Source organism: Fischerella sp. PCC 9605 (assembly GCF_000517105.1).
In the GTDB taxonomy this organism is placed as follows: domain Bacteria; phylum Cyanobacteriota; class Cyanobacteriia; order Cyanobacteriales; family Nostocaceae; genus PCC9605.
Genome location: NZ_KI912149.1, coordinates 658,072 through 676,460, shown reverse-complemented (window position 1 = coordinate 676,460; position 18,389 = coordinate 658,072). Strand labels below are relative to the sequence as shown.

At 43.2% G+C, this 18,389-nt stretch carries 14 protein-coding genes and 1 pseudogene; 5 read left to right on the top strand and 10 right to left on the bottom strand.

Annotation, left to right across the window (positions count from 1 at the left end; genetic code table 11):
- Window positions 1–21: 21 nt before the first annotated feature.
- Window positions 22–384, bottom strand: a complete 363-nt coding sequence (locus FIS9605_RS0117865; RefSeq protein ID WP_026733825.1) for a hypothetical protein — start codon at window positions 382–384, stop codon at window positions 22–24.
- 391 nt (window positions 385–775) lie between these two features.
- Between FIS9605_RS0117865 and dapB the strand changes: the two genes are divergently transcribed.
- Both dapB and FIS9605_RS37345 read left to right on the top strand, forming a co-directional pair.
- Window positions 776–1,612 (top strand): 4-hydroxy-tetrahydrodipicolinate reductase, encoded by an 837-nt coding sequence (dapB, locus tag FIS9605_RS0117860; RefSeq protein ID WP_026733824.1) that lies wholly within the window; start codon window positions 776–778, stop codon window positions 1,610–1,612.
- Between the two features lie 170 nt (window positions 1,613–1,782).
- A pseudogene (locus FIS9605_RS37345) lies at window positions 1,783–2,475 on the top strand (monovalent cation/H(+) antiporter subunit G); the annotation flags it as partial.
- Window positions 2,476–2,764: 289 nt separating this feature from the next.
- On the opposite strand, the gene FIS9605_RS0117850 reads toward FIS9605_RS37345, so the two are convergent.
- From FIS9605_RS0117850 to nrdJ, 6 genes are all read right to left on the bottom strand, one after another.
- Entirely contained in the window at window positions 2,765–3,382 is a 618-nt protein-coding gene (locus FIS9605_RS0117850) for a precorrin-8X methylmutase (RefSeq protein ID WP_026733823.1), read from the bottom strand.
- Window positions 3,383–3,504: 122 nt separating this feature from the next.
- Window positions 3,505–4,311, bottom strand: a complete 807-nt coding sequence (locus FIS9605_RS0117845) for a TPM domain-containing protein (protein ID WP_026733822.1) — start codon at window positions 4,309–4,311, stop codon at window positions 3,505–3,507.
- Between the two features lie 398 nt (window positions 4,312–4,709).
- Window positions 4,710–5,258, bottom strand: a complete 549-nt coding sequence (locus FIS9605_RS0117835) for a hypothetical protein (RefSeq protein WP_026733821.1) — start codon at window positions 5,256–5,258, stop codon at window positions 4,710–4,712.
- Window positions 5,259–5,272: 14 nt separating this feature from the next.
- A complete protein-coding gene (locus FIS9605_RS0117830) occupies window positions 5,273–5,620 on the bottom strand; it encodes a YtxH domain-containing protein (RefSeq protein ID WP_026733820.1) in 348 nt (115 codons plus the stop codon).
- Between the two features lie 329 nt (window positions 5,621–5,949).
- A complete protein-coding gene (locus FIS9605_RS0117825; RefSeq protein WP_026733819.1) occupies window positions 5,950–6,264 on the bottom strand; it encodes a hypothetical protein in 315 nt (104 codons plus the stop codon).
- A gap of 296 nt (window positions 6,265–6,560) precedes the next feature.
- A complete protein-coding gene (nrdJ, locus tag FIS9605_RS0117820; RefSeq protein WP_026733818.1) occupies window positions 6,561–8,858 on the bottom strand; it encodes a ribonucleoside-triphosphate reductase, adenosylcobalamin-dependent in 2,298 nt (765 codons plus the stop codon).
- A gap of 957 nt (window positions 8,859–9,815) precedes the next feature.
- On the opposite strand from nrdJ, the gene FIS9605_RS0117815 reads away from it, so the two are divergent.
- Both FIS9605_RS0117815 and FIS9605_RS0117810 read left to right on the top strand, forming a co-directional pair.
- Window positions 9,816–10,295, top strand: a complete 480-nt coding sequence (locus FIS9605_RS0117815) for a pentapeptide repeat-containing protein (protein ID WP_026733817.1) — start codon at window positions 9,816–9,818, stop codon at window positions 10,293–10,295.
- An 886-nt stretch (window positions 10,296–11,181) separates the two neighbouring features.
- Window positions 11,182–11,622 carry a CAAD domain-containing protein gene (locus tag FIS9605_RS0117810; protein WP_026733816.1) on the top strand — a complete coding sequence of 147 codons (441 nt, stop codon included), beginning with the start codon at window positions 11,182–11,184 and terminating at the stop codon, window positions 11,620–11,622.
- A 128-nt stretch (window positions 11,623–11,750) separates the two neighbouring features.
- On the opposite strand, the gene FIS9605_RS0117805 is transcribed toward FIS9605_RS0117810, so the two are convergent.
- The 3 genes from FIS9605_RS0117805 to petH form a co-directional block, all read right to left on the bottom strand.
- Window positions 11,751–12,725, bottom strand: coding sequence for an S-layer homology domain-containing protein (locus FIS9605_RS0117805; protein ID WP_026733815.1), 975 nt, complete (start codon window positions 12,723–12,725; stop codon window positions 11,751–11,753).
- 466 nt (window positions 12,726–13,191) lie between these two features.
- Entirely contained in the window at window positions 13,192–14,511 is a 1,320-nt protein-coding gene (locus FIS9605_RS0117795) for a homoserine dehydrogenase (protein WP_026733814.1), read from the bottom strand.
- A gap of 152 nt (window positions 14,512–14,663) precedes the next feature.
- Window positions 14,664–15,983: a ferredoxin--NADP reductase gene (gene petH / locus FIS9605_RS0117790; protein ID WP_026733813.1), complete on the bottom strand. Its 1,320-nt coding sequence runs from the start codon at window positions 15,981–15,983 to the stop codon at window positions 14,664–14,666.
- 1,270 nt (window positions 15,984–17,253) lie between these two features.
- Between petH and FIS9605_RS0117780 the strand changes: the two genes are divergently transcribed.
- Window positions 17,254–18,258: a phosphoribulokinase gene (locus FIS9605_RS0117780; protein ID WP_026733812.1), complete on the top strand. Its 1,005-nt coding sequence runs from the start codon at window positions 17,254–17,256 to the stop codon at window positions 18,256–18,258.
- Window positions 18,259–18,389 lie beyond the last annotated feature (131 nt).

Here is an 18,389-nt window from a genome sequence, read left to right as displayed (position 1 = left end):
AAACATTCTGGTATCAGGCTACTATACTGGCATAGGAGCCTGACCGCGCATCTGGCGTAGAGCATTGAGGCAGGATGGACAGTCACAGCCAAACAATGCTATTGCTGTATCGCTCTCTTCTTCAGAGAAGTCCATTTCAGTAATGTCACTAGGATTGTAGTCTTGCGTTACATTTGCCTGTTGTTTAGGTGTCACTGCGTTTGCCTTACTCACCCGTACACATGCCATACGAGGAGTTGCTGAGTGGAGATTTTGTGTGCAGTGGGTTTGGGTAGGGTTTTGTGTTTGATTTGCGTGTGCTGGTTGGGTCATCATTACCATAGACAGCATCGACGCAAACAGTGCGGGGCTGGAAAGCAAGGAGAGGGTAAATTTTTTGTTCATCTGCTCGACTACGTTTGTAACTAACGAAGGTAGGGCAATTAAGATAATTTTTTCACTCAATTGGTTAATATTCTGTAAATTTTAGACAAAGTTGTATGATGATATAACCCAAGGATTACTGAAAAAAGCAGACGTGACTTTAAATTTGTCATTCTTGCCCTTGGTCTAAAGTCTACTTCTGTTGTTATTACTGCTTGGCAATCAGCTCAACTCTAAATCATAGTTCAACCAATCGTAGTGAAAGACTCGTTCATAATCAAACCAAGTTTTAGCTATCGACTAACTTAACAATAGTTGAGTTCCCTCATCCGGAAATTAGCAAAGGGCAAACTACTAGCTTGCCAAATTCTCCTACAATTCGCTTGTTGGGTATAAAAGCATTTCTTGATCTATGGCGAATCAAACTCTTATCCCGGTTATTGTTAACGGCGCTGCTGGTAAAATGGGGCGCGAAGTCGTAAAAGCTGTGGCACAAGCACCAGATATGAGCCTTATGGGTGCTATCGATACGAGTCCAGAACATCAAAGCAAAGATGCGGGGGAATTAGCTGGTTTAAGTGAACCTTTGGAAGTACCAATTACCAATCAATTGGAACCGATGTTGGGGTACGTGGCTGGTGAAAGGCATATGCAGCCAGGAGTGATGGTAGATTTTACTCATCCTGATTCTGTATATGACAATATTCGCAGTGCGATCGCCTACGGTATCCGTCCGGTTGTTGGTACTACAGGCTTAAGTCCCGAACAAATTCAAGATTTGGCAGAATTTGCTGATAAAGCTAGTACGGGTTGCTTGCTAGTTCCCAATTTCTGCATTGGTATGGTGCTGCTGCAACAAGCGGCGATCGCAGCATCTCAATATTTTGACCACGTGGAAATTATTGAACTGCATCACAATCAAAAAGCTGATGCTCCCAGTGGTACTGCCATTCAAACTGCTCAAATGCTAGCAGAAATGGGTAAGACATTTAACCAGGCAATTGTCAAAGAAACAGAAAAATTACCAGGAGCAAGGGGTAGCCTTGCAGATGAAGGTATTAGGATTCATAGCGTGCGTTTACCGGGACTAATTGCCCATCAAGAAGTGATTTTTGGCGCACTTGGTCAAATTTATACCTTACGGCATGATACAAGCGATCGCGCTGCCTATATGCCGGGAGTACTACTAGCAATTCGCAAAGTCCTCCAGCTAAAGGCGTTAGTATATGGATTAGAAAAGATACTCTAATATCAGGTTCGCTTAAACATTTATATTATTCGTCACGCCGGTAATAGGTAATTGGTAATTGGTAATAGGCGGTTTTTCCACTTTCACCATTACCCATTACCAAAAAAACGATAAATATCAGTGATTTAACGAACTTGATCTAAACTTTTAATCCAAAATCCAAAATCCGAATGCTTGTCCCACTGACTCGCGAAAAATTTAGTCAACTTATCCCTTTAGTTGCCACAAGTCAACAGTACAAGTACTACTGGGGAAAATTTCCCGATTTTTTACAACGGCTGTTAATTTCTGTAGTCATTGCAGCTGTTTATGTGCTGTTAAAAGTTTTTGTAATGCCTGGTTTTGGGCCGATCGTATTTGTCCTAGGACTAATCGGCGCTTTCTACTGGCTTTGGGGACCAGTATTTTGGGCTAGTATGCGAAATGCCAAATGCCGTCGTTACAAATACGGCGGTTTTTTCCGTGGTCGAATTTTGGATTGGTGGATAACAGAAGAGTTGGTTGGCAAACAGGAAACTGTTGATAGCAAAGGCGATTTGGTAATAGTAGAAAACCGGGAAAAACGAATCAACTTAGAAGTAGGTGATGAAACTGGATTTACAGCCCAACTGACAGCACCACTGCGGGTTGAGCATAAAGTTATTGCTCGCGGTCAAAAAGCAGAAATGGTGGTGATGTCAAATCGCCCAGATTTAAGCAGAATTGAGGAAATCAGCGATATCTATATTCCCAGTCGCGATTTATGGGTGAGTGATTATCCTTATTTGCGTCGGGATTTTTTCCCCGAGGTCAGCCGCCGTATACGCGATCGCCCCTCACAAAGACCCCGCAGCCGTCTAGAGGAAGAGGAACAGGAGTACAGAGAAAATAGAGTCAGCGATCGCCCCTCACAAAGACCCCGCAGGCGCCGTCTAGAGGAAGAGGAACAGGAGTACAGAGAAAATAGAGTCAGCGATCGCCCCTCACAAAGACCCCGTAGGCGCCGTCTTCCAGAGGAAGAAAGGGAGAGGGGAAGAGGGGGAGAGTGGGAGACGCGTTAAAAAGTAAAGAGTTAGTAGTTAGTAGTTAGTGGTTAGTGGTTAGTAGTTGGTTGTTATTCTTCCACTCTCCCCATCTCCCCATCTTCCCATCCCCCACTCCCCCACTCCTCTCTCATCTTGCTTGCCCATAGGATTGCCAAGCTAAATCTACCAAGCCATCCACAATTGCGGCTGCTACTAATGCCCCACCTTTACGACTATCAATTGTAATGTTTGGTACTAGAGAGTCTCGCAAGCGTTCTTTAGCAGCATCTATATTGATAAAGCCTGGTGGTGTAGCAATTACTAAAGCGGGTCTAATTTCTTCAGCTTCAATCAAATCAGTTAGTGTTGTTAAAGCAGTTTGCGCTTGACCAACTATAAATAAGCCCTCTGGATAACGTTTGGCTAGGGTTTCGATTCCCCAAGCTGCACGAGTTTTTTCTTTTTGAGGGCGAGTTGGTGTGTCCATACTGCAATACACCGGATTAGCAAACGTGGTTTGAATGTCGCAGGTAATACTTACTTGTACCATTGGCACATCTACAACAATAGTTGTACGTGTCGCTAGTGCAGCTGCACCCGCTTGCAAAGCACGCTCAGAAAAGCGAATCAAAGACTTATACTCAAAATCAGCTGTGGCATAAATCACCCGCCGAACAATTTCATACTCGGCAGGTGAAAAGACATGATCGCCAATTTCACTATCAATTATTGCCAAACTCTCAGCATCAGTTACGTGCCATTCCATTACATTTCAGCAGTCAGCTAACAGCTTTCAGCTTAAGAGAGTCCTTTGTCATTAGTCCTTTATCCTTTGTCATTTGTAACAATTACAAACCAATGACTAATGTCTAATGACTATTGACTAATTTAGATTTTCGATGCTGGAGAGCGAGTGAATGCAGGGGACAGATAAGCAACCAAAACCCCAATAAGAAAACCAGTGATATTGCGAACTAAGGGTAGCCAGTCAGAAGTGCGTGACACTACCGGCCCAATACCGAAGGCAATAAATAAAATTCCCCACAAAGGAGAAAAAATTAAAGCCCACTGCCAAGCCACAATTTGTCCTTCACGCCGGGGTTGAGCTGCAAAACCACAAATAATCCCACCAATTACCGAGGTAATCAGTGTCAGAATCCACTGTTCCTTTGGCAGTCCGGGAACGACACGGCAACCGCCTTGACGCAGACATGTTTTAACCGATTCTAGAGCTTGCAAGATAGCTTCATCTTCGCCTTCGTCTCGTACGAAGTACAAATTGCCAAAGCGAGTTTGCAATTCTACCCAAAAAGTGCGAGGTAGGAGCTGGTAAACGGCATCGCCGACATTGAAGTTGAGAATATTACCACCACTGGCATCGGCAACTAGCAAAACACTTTTGTCATCCAGTTTCCAAAAATCTTTAACTGCTAAACCGGGAGTGCGATCGTATTGAGTCAAAACTCTCAGTTTCCAGCCGGTTTCAGCTTCAAATTGCTCTAGTTCTTTAACAAGGTTCTCTTCTTGAACAGAGGTGAGCGATTTGGCTAAGTCTACAACTGGGGTTGGGGTATCGGGTAGCAGATCTGGATTATTGTAAGCATAAGCCCAAGGAGAATGTGTCACCCAAATTGACCCAGTCAAGAAGAATACCGCGAAAGCTACCAGAATTCGTCGCCAAAAACGATGCTGCATGGCCTTTTTTATAAAAATCTCCACAGTAGTCGTGAACAAGTTGTTTTAAAAGATTAGGGGAAAAGTGATAATTCTTTACACTTTTTAACTTTAATCTAATTTATTCTACCCGAGAAAAGGATAGTTTTTGCTCCCCAATGGTTGAACAGTAAGGAATGAGCTTGGCATCTATCTTGAAAATAGGGATTGGGGATCGGGGAATTCTTAACAGGGAAGAGGTATTTTTATCCTTGGTTGTGGGATTTTCCTGTGATTGACTAGTTCCCATGCATGATGCAGCTATACGAGACTTGCGCTTAGTTCAGCAGGTTTTGATCGTGCAGTTCTAAACTACCTATGGAAAGCCGTCCTGTGGGCTTATCCTAAGCGTATTGGTCTATATTCAACTTTTTTAATCTCTATTCCTCTTCCCAATCTTCAGCGTCGTTGCTTTCCCAGCTAGCAGCGTCCCTATAGCCGTCCTGATTGCGATATAGTTCTGGTTTGGTCGCCCGATTATATTGTCTGAGCGCTTCTCGTTCTCTTAACGGTAAGGTTCCTTTTTGATTTATCGATAAGCGATCGCCTGTTCTTTTTACAGATTTTGAGCGCGTGAAAGTTTTCCATGCTGCTTTCACACCAACAAATAGGCTGCGCGTACCGACTTGAATATTTTGGGCTTGCTGTTTGGCGCTGTTTAGGCTTTGATCGACTTGTTTAACTACCCCAGAAGCGCTTTTGACGCCTTCGCTGACATCATCTGTTAAATCAGTCAATTCCAAACCTGTCATGCGAATAGCATCTAGAGTTGGCGGTAACTCTCGTGAGAGGGTGTCAAATAACTTTTCTGCACTGCGAGCTGCCCTTGCTACTTCTTGCAAAGCTGGTATCGCCGCCACCAAAACAGCAGTCAGACTGGTGGCGACTAGGAGCATGGACAGTCCCAGCCAAAACAGGGGTTCACTCACAGTTATGTTGTTGATTAGTTATCTATGTGCTGGGGCATCGAATCTGAGTTAGCTTCTGCCTTTTGTCGCTTTATAGCTTGGCTTTCTCGCTGACTGGCATCAATACCAGCTGCGAGCGCTTCCCGCAGTCGCTCCAAAGTTTCATCCCAGTTTCGCAATGCATTTGTAGACAGACGATCCGCTTGAAGTTGGACACTGGATGATAAGTCTTCTGCCAATTCTGGCAGGGCATCAGCAGATTTCTTTAATAGTTTGCGCGTTTCACGCCCTGTACGTGGAGCCATGAGCAACCCGGTCAAAGCACCAATGGTAGCTCCTAGCATCAAACCGCCAATAAATATTCCAGAACGGTTGTTAGACATTTTGCTGTTTCTCTCCTTACACCCATTTTATGTGGGTTTTCACGCCTTGCAAGCCCCGAATAATTTAACTCATCTCATAATTCTACAGACAACATCTCAAGCAGGAAGGTTACTTTGAGTTTTCTGGTGTTTGTTGTTTGTTTTACCCTGCACTCCCAGGGCGTGGCCCTTCAAGGTAGAGTAGCTGAGTAAAGCGCGTCTATGGAACTACCAACCCTTCGGGTTCGCCAGTCGTACCCTGCACCGAAGCCGCCCTGCGGGCGTCTACATGGGGGAGACCCCCTTTGGAGCGCGCTGGCTCACCACCAACCACCAACCAACAACAATTTCTAAACTTTTAACCGTGGCTTCCGAAAATACCGACGCCAGAATCGCTGTCCAACAACTAATAGGCCGAGAATCCGCCGTAATTGTTGAATTTGTATATCTAGTGCTTGGTTGGTTTGCCGCAGGTTATGAATGTTCTGCTGACCAATGTAGATAGCTTCAGGTGCTGTGTACAGTACTGCATGGCTACAGCGCTCAGTCAGAATCAACCAGTTGGTAATCCTAACCAGTCGCAGTCGCAGCCGCCATACTCGCCAAGCTGTGTATAGTAATATCAGCGAGATGAGCGTGTTGATGATGACAACAACTTTAACCATTGCTTACCTTTTCCAGCATCAGCATTGAGAAAATTTTTCGGGCTTCACTAGGCTCTGACTCGATCATAACGAGAGAGCTGAAATTCATCATTTAACCTACATTGAAAATTTCCGTGGAGCAATACTTCTCTTGCCCACACCTGCTGTTCAATAATTCCTAGTGGTACTCCCTTATTTGTCCGAAGAAAGGAAACAGAAGAAGGAAGAAGTCTTCTTTCGTATTTACCCATTAAGGTACAAGACCTTCACTAATTACTACTTCTTCCTTTTTTCTTCTATCTTCTTCTTTCGAGAAATTACATTAGATTTTCCTCTGGCATCATGCACTTATCCGAATCGCAACCTGCAGGGCCAGATTCCATTAATTCACCGAAATCATAGCGGCTTAAAACTGCATGGAAATTACTGCTTTGGCGACGTTTTTCCACTTCTTGCATTAACTTTTCATACTCTTGTTTGGCGATTGGTTCAAAGGGCAAACGTGGGAAGGTTTGATGGTCATCAAATCTTGCCAGAAGAGCAGCACTGATATAACCTTCATCATCACGAATAGTTTCGTAAATACGGTTTCCCAAGGCTTCTATTTCTTGTTCCCGTAGTTCAATGGTGGCAGAGGTGTTATGAGTAACATAAAATTTCTGTACTTGCATGTAGAAATCCATTTGGGATAGGGCACTAAATTTACTGATGTCAATCTCATCAGCGCCTGGTAAATCAGCCCAAGGTACAGCAACGGGTATTTCTACCAACCATTCACTCACTCTCGGATCGAAGGGGTCATTTAACAAATTGCCCTGTTCATCTTTGTCAGATTGGGAAGGAATGACGTTGTAACCGTAGTCAATACAAGCTAAAGCAACTGGATCGTTTTTGCGGAAGGTGATTCTGCGAATGAACCTTTGTGCTTTGGGAGGGTGCCATCCAGGAGAAGCACTTGTTAATAAAGATTTAGTGCCACTGGGTTGAACAGTGGTGCAGCGATTTGGACGTTTGAGATTATGGCGATCGCAGTAATCCCAAACAACGCGATGCACAATATCCTTCCACATACTCAGATATTTTTCTTCTTGGCGCTTAAACGCCAATCCTTGTGCAGTTGTGGGTCTTCCTTCTGCCCACCACCGCAACCAATCAACTCCAAAAGCATGAACAAAGAAATCAAATAAACCAGTAAAAGAAACACCAACAATTGGATCTAATTCACGGCTGTATTGATAGCGAGGCTCCTGAAATTTATGATGTAAAAGTGCAGCTACAGATAGCGCACCTGCGGTGAACGCCTCTTCTTGTTCTTTATAGTTATAGGGGTCAATTTGATTGAGGTGAACCTCTGATAAATTACAGTGGAAGTTGCTGCCGATAATCTCACCACACGGATTAAGACCAAATCTAGCCAAACGATGTTCTAACTCACGAGCATCAAGATTGAGATAGCGTTCTTGCAACCACTGTTTTGCAGTTCCTTGTTGGTACGCTTTCAAAAATTCAACTTTCAAGGCAGGAGTAGCCAGCAAATCGCTGTTAGCTCTGGCTATGGCTTCACCAGCCCATTGAATCGCGCCTTCACCACTGTAATACTGTTTGCGAACAGCATCAATACATTCTTCTAATGTCGGTTTGCGGTGAAAAACTCTAGTGTGGTTTGCCATTCTCAGAGCATCACGCTCTGGGTCAATGCGCCAGTTACCATTTTCATCCTGCTGCCAAAGGTTAGCCTTAGCGTCGGCAAACAAATTATCTTCGCTAGCACCTTGGCGCATACCCGCGCTTCTTCTAATATTGCCGGCAACAATTGTTACAGCCGCTTCATCAATCAACAAACAGCACTCTACAGAATTTAATTGTCTGCCAACGGCTTTATTGAGGATGGATGCACAGCGCTGATACAGTCCTGGCAATTTTACAGGATTAGCAACGCCTCCAAAGCCTTTAAGAGATTCTCCCGCTTGCCGTACGTCACTGATATCAACGATTACTTTAACTTCTCCTGAAAATCTTTCATCAGTAGAGAGTTCCAGCAGGCTTTGATATGATTGCACCCAACCTTGACGGCTGTCTCCAACATAGATGGTAACGCTATTGTCTTCTATTTTTACTTCTGTTAGTTCCCGGCGTTCTAGACGCGGAGTAATACCAATTTCTCCATGTAGGGTTACATTCAAGTGATTGCGGATTGGGGGCAACTGGCTGATATATTTTGGTTCTAGAACTGCTCCAGTACCACAACCCATCATTGCTAAATCCATCATCAACCCAAATGCACTCCAGTCTTGGAGGTTGGTTGAGGTACAATTGTATCCCCCAGAAAAATTTTGTGGTTGGGCGATCCAGTCTGTACCGCCCACCCATAACCAGCGTCCACTGGGTAAAGCTTTCAAGTTGCGCTGCATTCGTTCTAGGATATCAGCTTCTTGGGGTAGCAATTTACCCAGGCTGATTAAGCCTCCCAGAGTGCGATCGCATACCTCATCCCATGTTTCTCTCACCCCTGCCTCTCTACGACGGCTGTAGGTTCTAAAAAACACTGGATTGGCAGCTGGGGCAGTTTCTGGAAAATTTGCACTCTGGCGTTTTCGTTCAAGTTCTCGAACCATAGGTTAAGCCTTGTTGGTCTCTAGTCAGATTAAGACTATACGGCAACTTATGGCAGGGGTCAAAGCTTGAAAAATTTGCAATTTTGCGTTAATTTTGCTACTTTAAAGCTCTATGTGGGCAGCAAGCTTGATAGAGTCTTGGCTTTGTAAAGTACAAAAACTTTGGTTATAAATCGTAATAGTCAGCCTATTTATTTTTACTTAATTTTTAATATCCGTAAAGTAAAAAAGGAAGCTAACAGGCTAGACGTTTGGTAAGAAATTATTACATCAAACTAAATAAATTTTACCCAAATATTTGACCCATACCACTAGTTTTTAACACTTTAATAATTAGATTTTTTTACACCTATTTAGTTGATAGCTTGGTTGATATTAAATTTAGCAAACATTACCTAAACGATAAAAAACTCTAACATAGATGCAATTATAACTGCGTACACAAGTACTAATTAAAATTCTGATGTTCTTGTTTATTCTGTAGCTTTAATCAAGTTATAGTGAAACCAGTAAAAATACTTAATTACAAGCTAATTCAGACTAAATTTTTAAGATTTTCAGGGTATTTAATCTTTTGATGTAGCAGTATCTTTGCTTAAATTAAGCAAAAATTCGGTTTTATTCAGACAAATATCTCTGATAATTTTGTCTAGCCCTATTTCTATGGCCTATGGAAGATATGGAAGGAGATATAGATTATTGTTTCTTCTGTCAAGAGTGAGAAAACACTATTTAGACATTCTCTGACAATAGTTATTTGTCAGAACCCATTAGTTAACCATATACTATGGTTGGAAATACTTCGACGAAATCAAGTAGTAGTATTTCTGCGATCGCAGAAAATGTGAGCGCAATCACTAACTGTTAGTGAAATTAATAATTTTTCTCAACCAGTTTAGTGAGATAATGAAATTGTGAGGAAAAGAACGGAAGCTCGTTAATTAAAAAGGGGGAAATATGAAAACCAAAATTATAGCTGCTCTAACCTTAGTAGCTCCCCTGTTCTTCACTGGCGCAGTCAGCGCGAAGAATCCGCAGCAAGTACAAAAGCTGTTATCAACTGGGGAATGTGTGCGGTGCAATCTATCAGGAGCAAACCTCAGTGGTGCTCATTTAATTGGTGCTGACTTAAGAGGTGCAAATCTCCAAGGAGCGAACCTGGAAGGAGCGAATCTTGAAGGCGCTGATCTCACGGGCGCAAATTTGGCAGGCGCTAATTTGACCTCAGCTTTTGCGACGAATGTTAATTTTAAAAATGCCAACCTCAACAGAGTCAACTTTACTAGCGCCATGATTTTTGATTCTAATGTACATGGTGCATCAATGAATAACCTTACTATCACTAATGCCGAGATATACAATACAGGAATTGGTGTTGGTGGTGACAGTGCAGATATTCCTGATTGGGACGAACAAATAGATACATATCAAAACTAATAGTTTGGGTGGATTGTGTGGCTATGATGAAAAATTGTCTATTGGCAAAAATTTCATATAGACCCACCCTAACAAGCAACAATTTGCTGAAATAGTTTCTGAATAAATCTATGATTATTCTCTCATTTCTATAGAAATGGGAGTATTTTTCTTTGCCCCTAAAACTAGCCCTGTCAAGGTGGGTAGAAAACAAACCCAAATGTTAGCAGAGAAGACTATTTTACTCTTGGTGTCTTAGTGTCTTGGTGGTGAAAAATAATTTTTCACCACAAAGACACTAAGACACCAAGAAAAATTCATTTCCAAGACTTACATCTTGACAGGCTTACCCCTAACACTTATTTATGACTAACTTAGTTATTAGTATAAATGCGGATATAGTTAAAGAGTTTGGTAATTATACCACAAAAAATTTTTTAAATCTAGATCTTGCGAATACATAAAAAGTTTTATTAATTATTAATATCAATACCACTACCACCATTGAGAATAGCAGCTTAAGATTGGCTAAATATCATGTAAAATCGGCATCTAGACTTGTATAAAGAAGAAGTGATCTGAATTTCTGCATGATTTGTACTTATGTGAGTACGATTTTGAGCAGCTTACAGGGCACGGAATAACAGTCAACTCAGGATTCAAGTTCCATAACTAACGAACTTAGAATGCTGCTTCAAGTCTATCCTGCCATGTTTAAACCGCTACCTTCCTACTGAGTTAATACCTTGTAGTTGATGAAGTAGTGGTTAAGGGGCAATGATGGTGATAGGTAACTAGAGCCTCTTTGTACCTCCAAACTCTATCGTCGTGATGTGCTAGTGCATCGCCTAATCAACAGCCTTTTGGTTGTAATTGTCCGGATAAGAGTAACTCAACTGTCATAATCATGGGAGCGGAAATGCAAGAACCGGAAGTAGTAGAAACCAAGTCTATAGATACAACGATGCCAGAGATCAACAACCAAACAGGAACCATTACTAAACTCCAACCAGCTACTCAAAACCAAGAGCAATGGCTGAAATACGGAGAAATTGCTTCTGGCTTTTTAGCGACACTGCCCGAATACCTGGGAGCCTTTTTTAATAGGTACAAACAGCCTTTGGTTTCCATTGGTTTGATTGTGGGGGCGATTGTCGCTGTGAAAGTTGTCCTGGCAATCCTGGACGCTTTGAATGATATTCCCTTAGTAGCACCTACCTTTGAATTGATTGGTATTGGTTACTCCGCTTGGTTCGTTTACCGTTATTTACTCAAAGCCTCAACCAGGCAAGAGTTAACCAATGAAATTTCATCTCTCAAATCACAAGTGGTCGGTAAAGACGCTTAAAAACTGAGTAATTCAATGCGGAGAGCGATTTTTCCCGCTAGTACGCTATGAATTGCTGCTGGGTATCGCCTCCTCTCCAAGTGGTCAAGCAGACTTTTAGCTACTCTTGACCACTTGTGTATTTAGGTTTAGTCAGGTACTTTGACAATGTATTCAGATTGAATTGCGTCTACCCTTCTCATTCGCACCAAAGCTTGATAAATCATTGCTGCTACCTCAGCACGGGTAGCTTGTTTATTGGCAGCCAGAACTGTTGGATCTGGATAATTGACCACAAGTCCACTTTCTGTGGCGGCTGCTATTTTATTGGTAGCGTAGGTGGGAATTTCTCGGGCATCTTTGTAGACGCTTAAAACTTGATTTGGGGAAGCGGGAACTTTGAGATTTAAACCACTGGCAAGGGCAACTAGTACCTGTGCTCGCGAAATTTTTTGGTTTGGGTTGAAGGTTTTGTTAGGGTAGCCTCTTAAGAACCCAGTATTAATAGCTTGATCAATAGCTGAATTTGCCCAGAACTGGGTTGGCACATCCTGAAAAGACATTTTTTTGTTGGTATAGCCAAGCCCATTCCTAAATGCCTGTTGTAGTATGGCTGCAAATTCTGCACGGCTTACAGGCTGATTTGGTCTAAATGAATAATCTTGATAGCCCTTAATAATATTACGAGAAGAAAGCACATCGATAAAACGACGTGCCCAGAAGTCACTGGGTACATCAGTAAATGCGATGGGTGGGGGGATAGTTGGCTTTTTCTCAGGAATAACCAATGGCAATGTTTCCCTAGTAGAGTCAGGTGGCAAAAGTTTTTGTTCTCGTCGTAACTCGCCTGGACTAACACGAGGAAGAGGCTTTTCCACAACAACAGGTTTTTCCTCAGACGAAGGCGGTGCTTGCCGAGATTCGACAGTAGGAGTAGTAGGGACAGGAGATTGAGTAGGGGATGGCAACAGCAAGCCACCTAAATTCCAGCCAGACTCTTTGCGGGAAAACGACCAAAACAAAATTACCCCAATAGTGGCAAAGGCAACCAGAATGCCAATAAATTCTTCAAAGCCGAGGGCATTTGTTTGAGATGACTTGGGATCGGGAGGCGTATTTGTCATCGTATTTACCCTGCTAGTAGTAAAACTCGTAAAATTTGTGTCTAACCCTAATTAAGCCATAGATAGCTGTTTTACAAAACTGTATTGTTTAGTTGTTGCTTGATTGTTCCTCCATAGACGCGCAAGCGGTGAGACAGCGCAGTCTTGGGGAGCCAGTGCGTTGCGGGGGTACCAAGCGTTGTAGCACCTGGCGTGGTTTCCCCCATGAGCGACTGCGTAGACGCCCGTTAGGGCAGCTTCTCGCAGAGTACCCGTAGACGCCCGTTAGGGCGGCTTCTCGCAGAGTAGGGCTTCCCGCAGGGTACAACAAACAACAATCAACCTCTCTCAACAACTAATAAGGTTGCAGTCAAAGACAGTACTTTCCTCACCCCGCCTGCCGGCACCCCTCTCCCAATTTGGAACAGGGGAGGGGGAGAGGGCACGAATTGCTATATCTGAACACAACTTGGTATAACCAGTCCCTTCACAACACTCGTAATAAGCTGGGAATGCTGTCTACAGCTTCTAGGGTGCGAATTTCTGCTAAAGCTTGCCGAAAATCGCCTTCTCGGACATCGTGGGTGACAACAACAATCTCTGCTAGTTCCCCCTGAAAGCCTGTTTGGACAACTGATTCTAAACTCACTCCATACTTACCAAAACAAGTACCCAATTTACCAATTACTCCTGGTTGGTCTTTTGTTAAGAAGCGGGCGTAGAATCTGGTTACGAGTTCTTCTATGGGCGCAATTTGGCAGTAGTCTTGATGGCCGCAAGTTAACAGGGGATTGGGTGTTGCTGTACTAGATTTCAGAGTTGCTACTAAGTGTAATATATCAGATGATACAGCGCTGGCAGTTGGGCCAGCACCAGCACCCGGGCCGAAAAACATTACCTGTCGGATGGGTTCTCCTTCAACGAGAATGGCATTATAGACACCGTTGATGCTGGCTAAAGGGTGTGCTTTAGGAACTAGGGTAGGATGAACTCTGACGGAGAGGGGAGAAGAGGAGGGGGAGATGGGGGGATGGGGAGAGGGGGGGAGAGAATTTTGTTTAGCTATTGCTAGTAGTTTGATGACAAACCCCAATTTATCGGCATAGGCAATGTCTGTTTTGCTGACTTGCCGAATTCCCTCACAATAGACATCTTGCAGTTTGATGCGTCCAGCAAAGGCTAATGAGGCGAGGATCGAAATTTTATCTGCGGCGTCTAAGCCATCGACATCAGCAGTAGGATCGGCTTCAGCGTAACCCAACCGCTGGGCATCAGCTAAAACATCGTCAAAGCTGCTGCCTTCAGTTTGCATGCGTGTAAGGATATAGTTAGTCGTGCCGTTGACGATACCTGTAACGGCGTGAATGCGGTTGACGCTTAACGATTGCTTCAAGGGTTGAATGACTGGAATACCACCACCAACCGCAGCTTCTAGCATGACGTATACACCAGCTTTATTGGCAGCGGTAAAGATTTCATCACCAAAGCGGGAGATTACCGCTTTATTAGCGGTGACAACATGTTTGCCATGTTCTATGGCTTTGAGAATTAGCGATCGCGCTGGTTCTAGTCCGCCTATGACTTCGACTACGATATCTACCTGCGGGTCAGTGACAATTGCTTTTAAATCTGTTGTTAACACTGATTCCGGTAGGTTCACCGCACGGGTTTTGTCGAGCGATCGCACCCCCACCCGATATATTTCTACATCTTGCAGCAGGGGATGACGTCCAGCATGATCTTGTATTAACTGCACTGTACCCGTACCTACCGTGCCTAGTCCTAGTATTCCCAGCTTTACACCCACGAATTTTGTACCCAATTTCACCAACAACAAAACAATTGTAGGGTGGGCAATACCCACCCTACTAGTGTCATTTGTCATTTGTTGCTAGTTGTTTGTTGTTTGTTGTTTGTTCCAATTACCAACCAACAACCAACCAACAACCAATAACCAAATTAATATGTTTCCACGTGCCAGCGCCCAGCTTTCTTCAGTTCTTTTTGATATTCACTCCAAGTGACACCTTCTTTGGCTGCTGCTGCTGTTAGCGCTGCATCGATGCCATCTTCCATACCGCGCAAACCGCAAATGTAGGTGTGGGTTTTCTCATCCTTAATCAACTTCCACAGTTCATCTGCGTGTTCGGCAACACGGTCTTGAATGTACATTCTGCCACCTTGGGGGTTTTTCTGTTCGCGGCTGATAGCGTAAGTCAGGCGGAAGTTATCGGGATACTTCGCTTGTAGTTCTTCCAGTTCTTCCTTGTACAGGATGTTTGGAGTGGTGGGGATACCAAATATCAGCCAAGCGAAGCCTTTGAACTGGTATTCTGGATTAACTGCTCTTTCTTCATCTTTGAACATGCGCCACAGGTAAGCGCGCATGGGCGCAATACCCGTTCCTGTTGCCATCATTATGACCTTGGCATCCTCATCTGGGGGTAATAACATTTCCTTACCCACAGGCCCTGTGATTTTAACTTCATCTCCAGGCTTGAGGTTACATAGATAAGTAGAGCAGACACCATAGACTGTTTCGCCAGTTTCCGGGTGCTTGTACTCCAACTGGCGGACGCACAATGATACAGTTTTGTCATCCACATCATCGCCGTGGCGAGTCGAGGCGATTGAGTACAGTCTCAGTTTTTCTGGTTTGCCGTTCTTGTCTACCCCTGGTGGGATAATACCGATACTTTGGCCCTCTACATAGCGCAAGTTTCCGCCTTCAAGGTCAAATTTGATGTGCTGAACAATACCAATTCCGCCTTCTCCTACTAACGCATCATTAGATATACATTTACCAATGAAAGGAGCATTGGGACGGTAAATGTTTACTGGAACGTCAGCGTGGGCGTCTTTTTTGGCTTTCGCTTGAGTCATGGTGTTGCCTTTCGTATCCTTATTCTTGGGCTGTTGCTGCTTTGGTGATTCAGCTTTTACAGGTGTGGCATTACCATTTCCTTCGTGAGCAGATTTAGCAGATGTGGCTTTGCTCATCGCTTCGCTAGCAACTTCAGATGAGGCTTTACCGTTAATTTGCTGTAAAACACTTATCGGTTGGATGCTAACAATTCTGCCGCCCAGGCGAGTGATACGTCGCATTTCTTGGTTCATGCGGTTGTAAGGCACTCTGATGAACACACTGCCGCTATTACGAATTTGGTAGTTCGTTTGATCAGTTTCTTTGCTCTGACGCAGACCTACCACTTCGTACACGAAGACGCGGCTACCTGATTCTGTGTTGGCAGCTCCTTCAACAGCACCTTGATAGTACATTCGTTCTACCACTCCGATATTTACTTAACCGTTTCTTAAAAAACTCTTTCTACCACAGGTCAGCTTTAGTTTACCGAATTTCGGTTATAAAAAACTGACACTTGGGAAAGCGGCATTACAAGCCAATGCCTTACTTAACGTACACTCACCAAAGACACCAAGGCATGGCAAAAGTCACACCTGTTCAACTTCTAAGGTAGAGGATAATTTCCTCGGAGAATGTTAATGATGAGTCAATTTAATTTTTTCTTTGTGGTATGGCATACTCACAACAGAAATAGCTTATAGCTCCCCAGGTACACCCTGCCCTTCGGGTTGTGACTCCAAAATGCCAAAAATGGAAGACACGCTTCCGATTTGCTTTACTTCTTTCCTTAATTCTAGCGATCGCTCAGAAGCTTCAAATAGAACACCCTAAGCTAAACTGTTTCCCCGATCGTCGCTGTTCACACAACAAGGGTAATTTTAGCTAAAAACATTCTGGTAAAGAAGTGATATAAGCAACTATAATTAAGTTTCACTTGATGTGAAAAATCTGTCAACCTCTATATTTAGATTGCTAGCACGCTCAAAAGCATATTTACGCTCGTAAACAAACCTTTGTGGAAACAATTTTGCTACCGAGCTAACTATTTCCTTCTTGAGATAGATAAAATCATGCTTTTTTGAAGGCTATGCGAGCTTTGCTAGCTGGCTAAATAAAAATTTGGAAAAAGCAAAAAAAGACTTTAAAAATCAAATTATACCTTATAAACTTGAATTAATAGAGTCATTAGCTGCAACCCTCCATTCCATAGCATCTATTGAAAAGTTGTGAGGCTTTTAGACAAGGCTGCTGATGGTTGTTTGGTTGATGGTTGTTTGTTGTTCCAAACCACTACCAACTAACAACGATCCAGACGAAGACCTCACAAATCAAATCAGATTGCTAAATGCCACTATTGGCTGGTTATGAAGGGTATTTTGTAGTTTGCGATCGTTTACAACCATGATTCTAAAAACACAATTTTCTTGCTGACAGCAAGCCTTGTATAGAGTGGCCCCTTCTGTTAGAATCCAATATATTACTAGGATTAAATACTTATCAGCAGCAATTTAGGTTCAGTAAGACGGGTAACAATCACTACTGTTTTGTCTACCCGTCAGATGTCTATTGGTGCTGCCGAGTATCAAGAACGCAAGACAAACTAAAGGGGTAAACTCCTGGCTTCAAGTCTGCAGGTGTGAAAAATTATTGATTGACTCATCTTTAGCAACATAGAGGAGATTTATGACAAATAAACCGGATCGCGTGGTATTGATTGGAGTAGCCGGAGACTCTGGGTGCGGTAAATCTACGTTTTTGCGTCGTCTTACAGATTTATTTGGTGAAGAATTAATGACAGTCATCTGTTTGGATGACTATCATTCACTGGATAGAAAGCAGCGCAAAGAAACAGGAATAACTGCACTCGACCCCAGAGCCAACAATTTTGACCTGATGTATGAGCAGATCAAAGCGCTCAAAGAAGGTCAATCAATAATGAAGCCGATTTATAACCACGAAACCGGCACAATTGATCCTCCAGAGCTAGTAGAACCGAATCACATTGTCGTGATTGAGGGGTTACATCCTCTATATGATGAGCGTGTGCGATCGCTAATTGACTTCAGCGTCTATTTTGATATTAGCGATGAAGTAAAAATTGCCTGGAAAATCCAGCGAGACATGGCAGAACGCGGCCACCGCTACGAAGATGTCTTAGCTCAAATCAACTCCCGCAAACCTGATTTTCAAAAGTACATTGAACCACAAAGAGAATTTGCCGATGTAGTTCTCCAAGTATTACCTACCAACTTAATTAAAGAAGACAAAGAGCGTAAAGTCCTGCGGGTACGGATGCTACAGCGGGAAGGTAAAGAAGGCTTCGCGCCGGTTTATCTGTTTGATGAAGGCTCTACAATCCACTGGACTCCCTGCGGACGTAAGCTAACCTGCTCCTATCCCGGTATGCAACTGTATTACGGTTCGGATGTGTATTACGGTCGCTACGTTTCTGTTCTAGAGGTAGATGGTCAATTTGACAACCTGGACGAAGTAATTTACATCGAAACTCACTTGAGCAACACATCTACCAAGTACCAAGGTGAAATGACTCATTTGCTACTCCAGCACCGCGAGTATCCTGGTTCCAATAATGGTACTGGTTTGTTCCAAGTGCTGACAGGATTAAAAATGCGTGCTACCTACGAGCGCTTAACCGCAAAGGAAGCAAAAATGGCGATTCAAGTTTAGAGCAACAGTGTTTGTGTCAAATGTCCAAGGGGCACTGTTGTGTCCCTCTTTTTTTATGGATTAATTAAGGGCAGAGATGATACTAGCACAACAATAAGTACCAGTTGTATTTATTTTTTAAAGAAAATCAT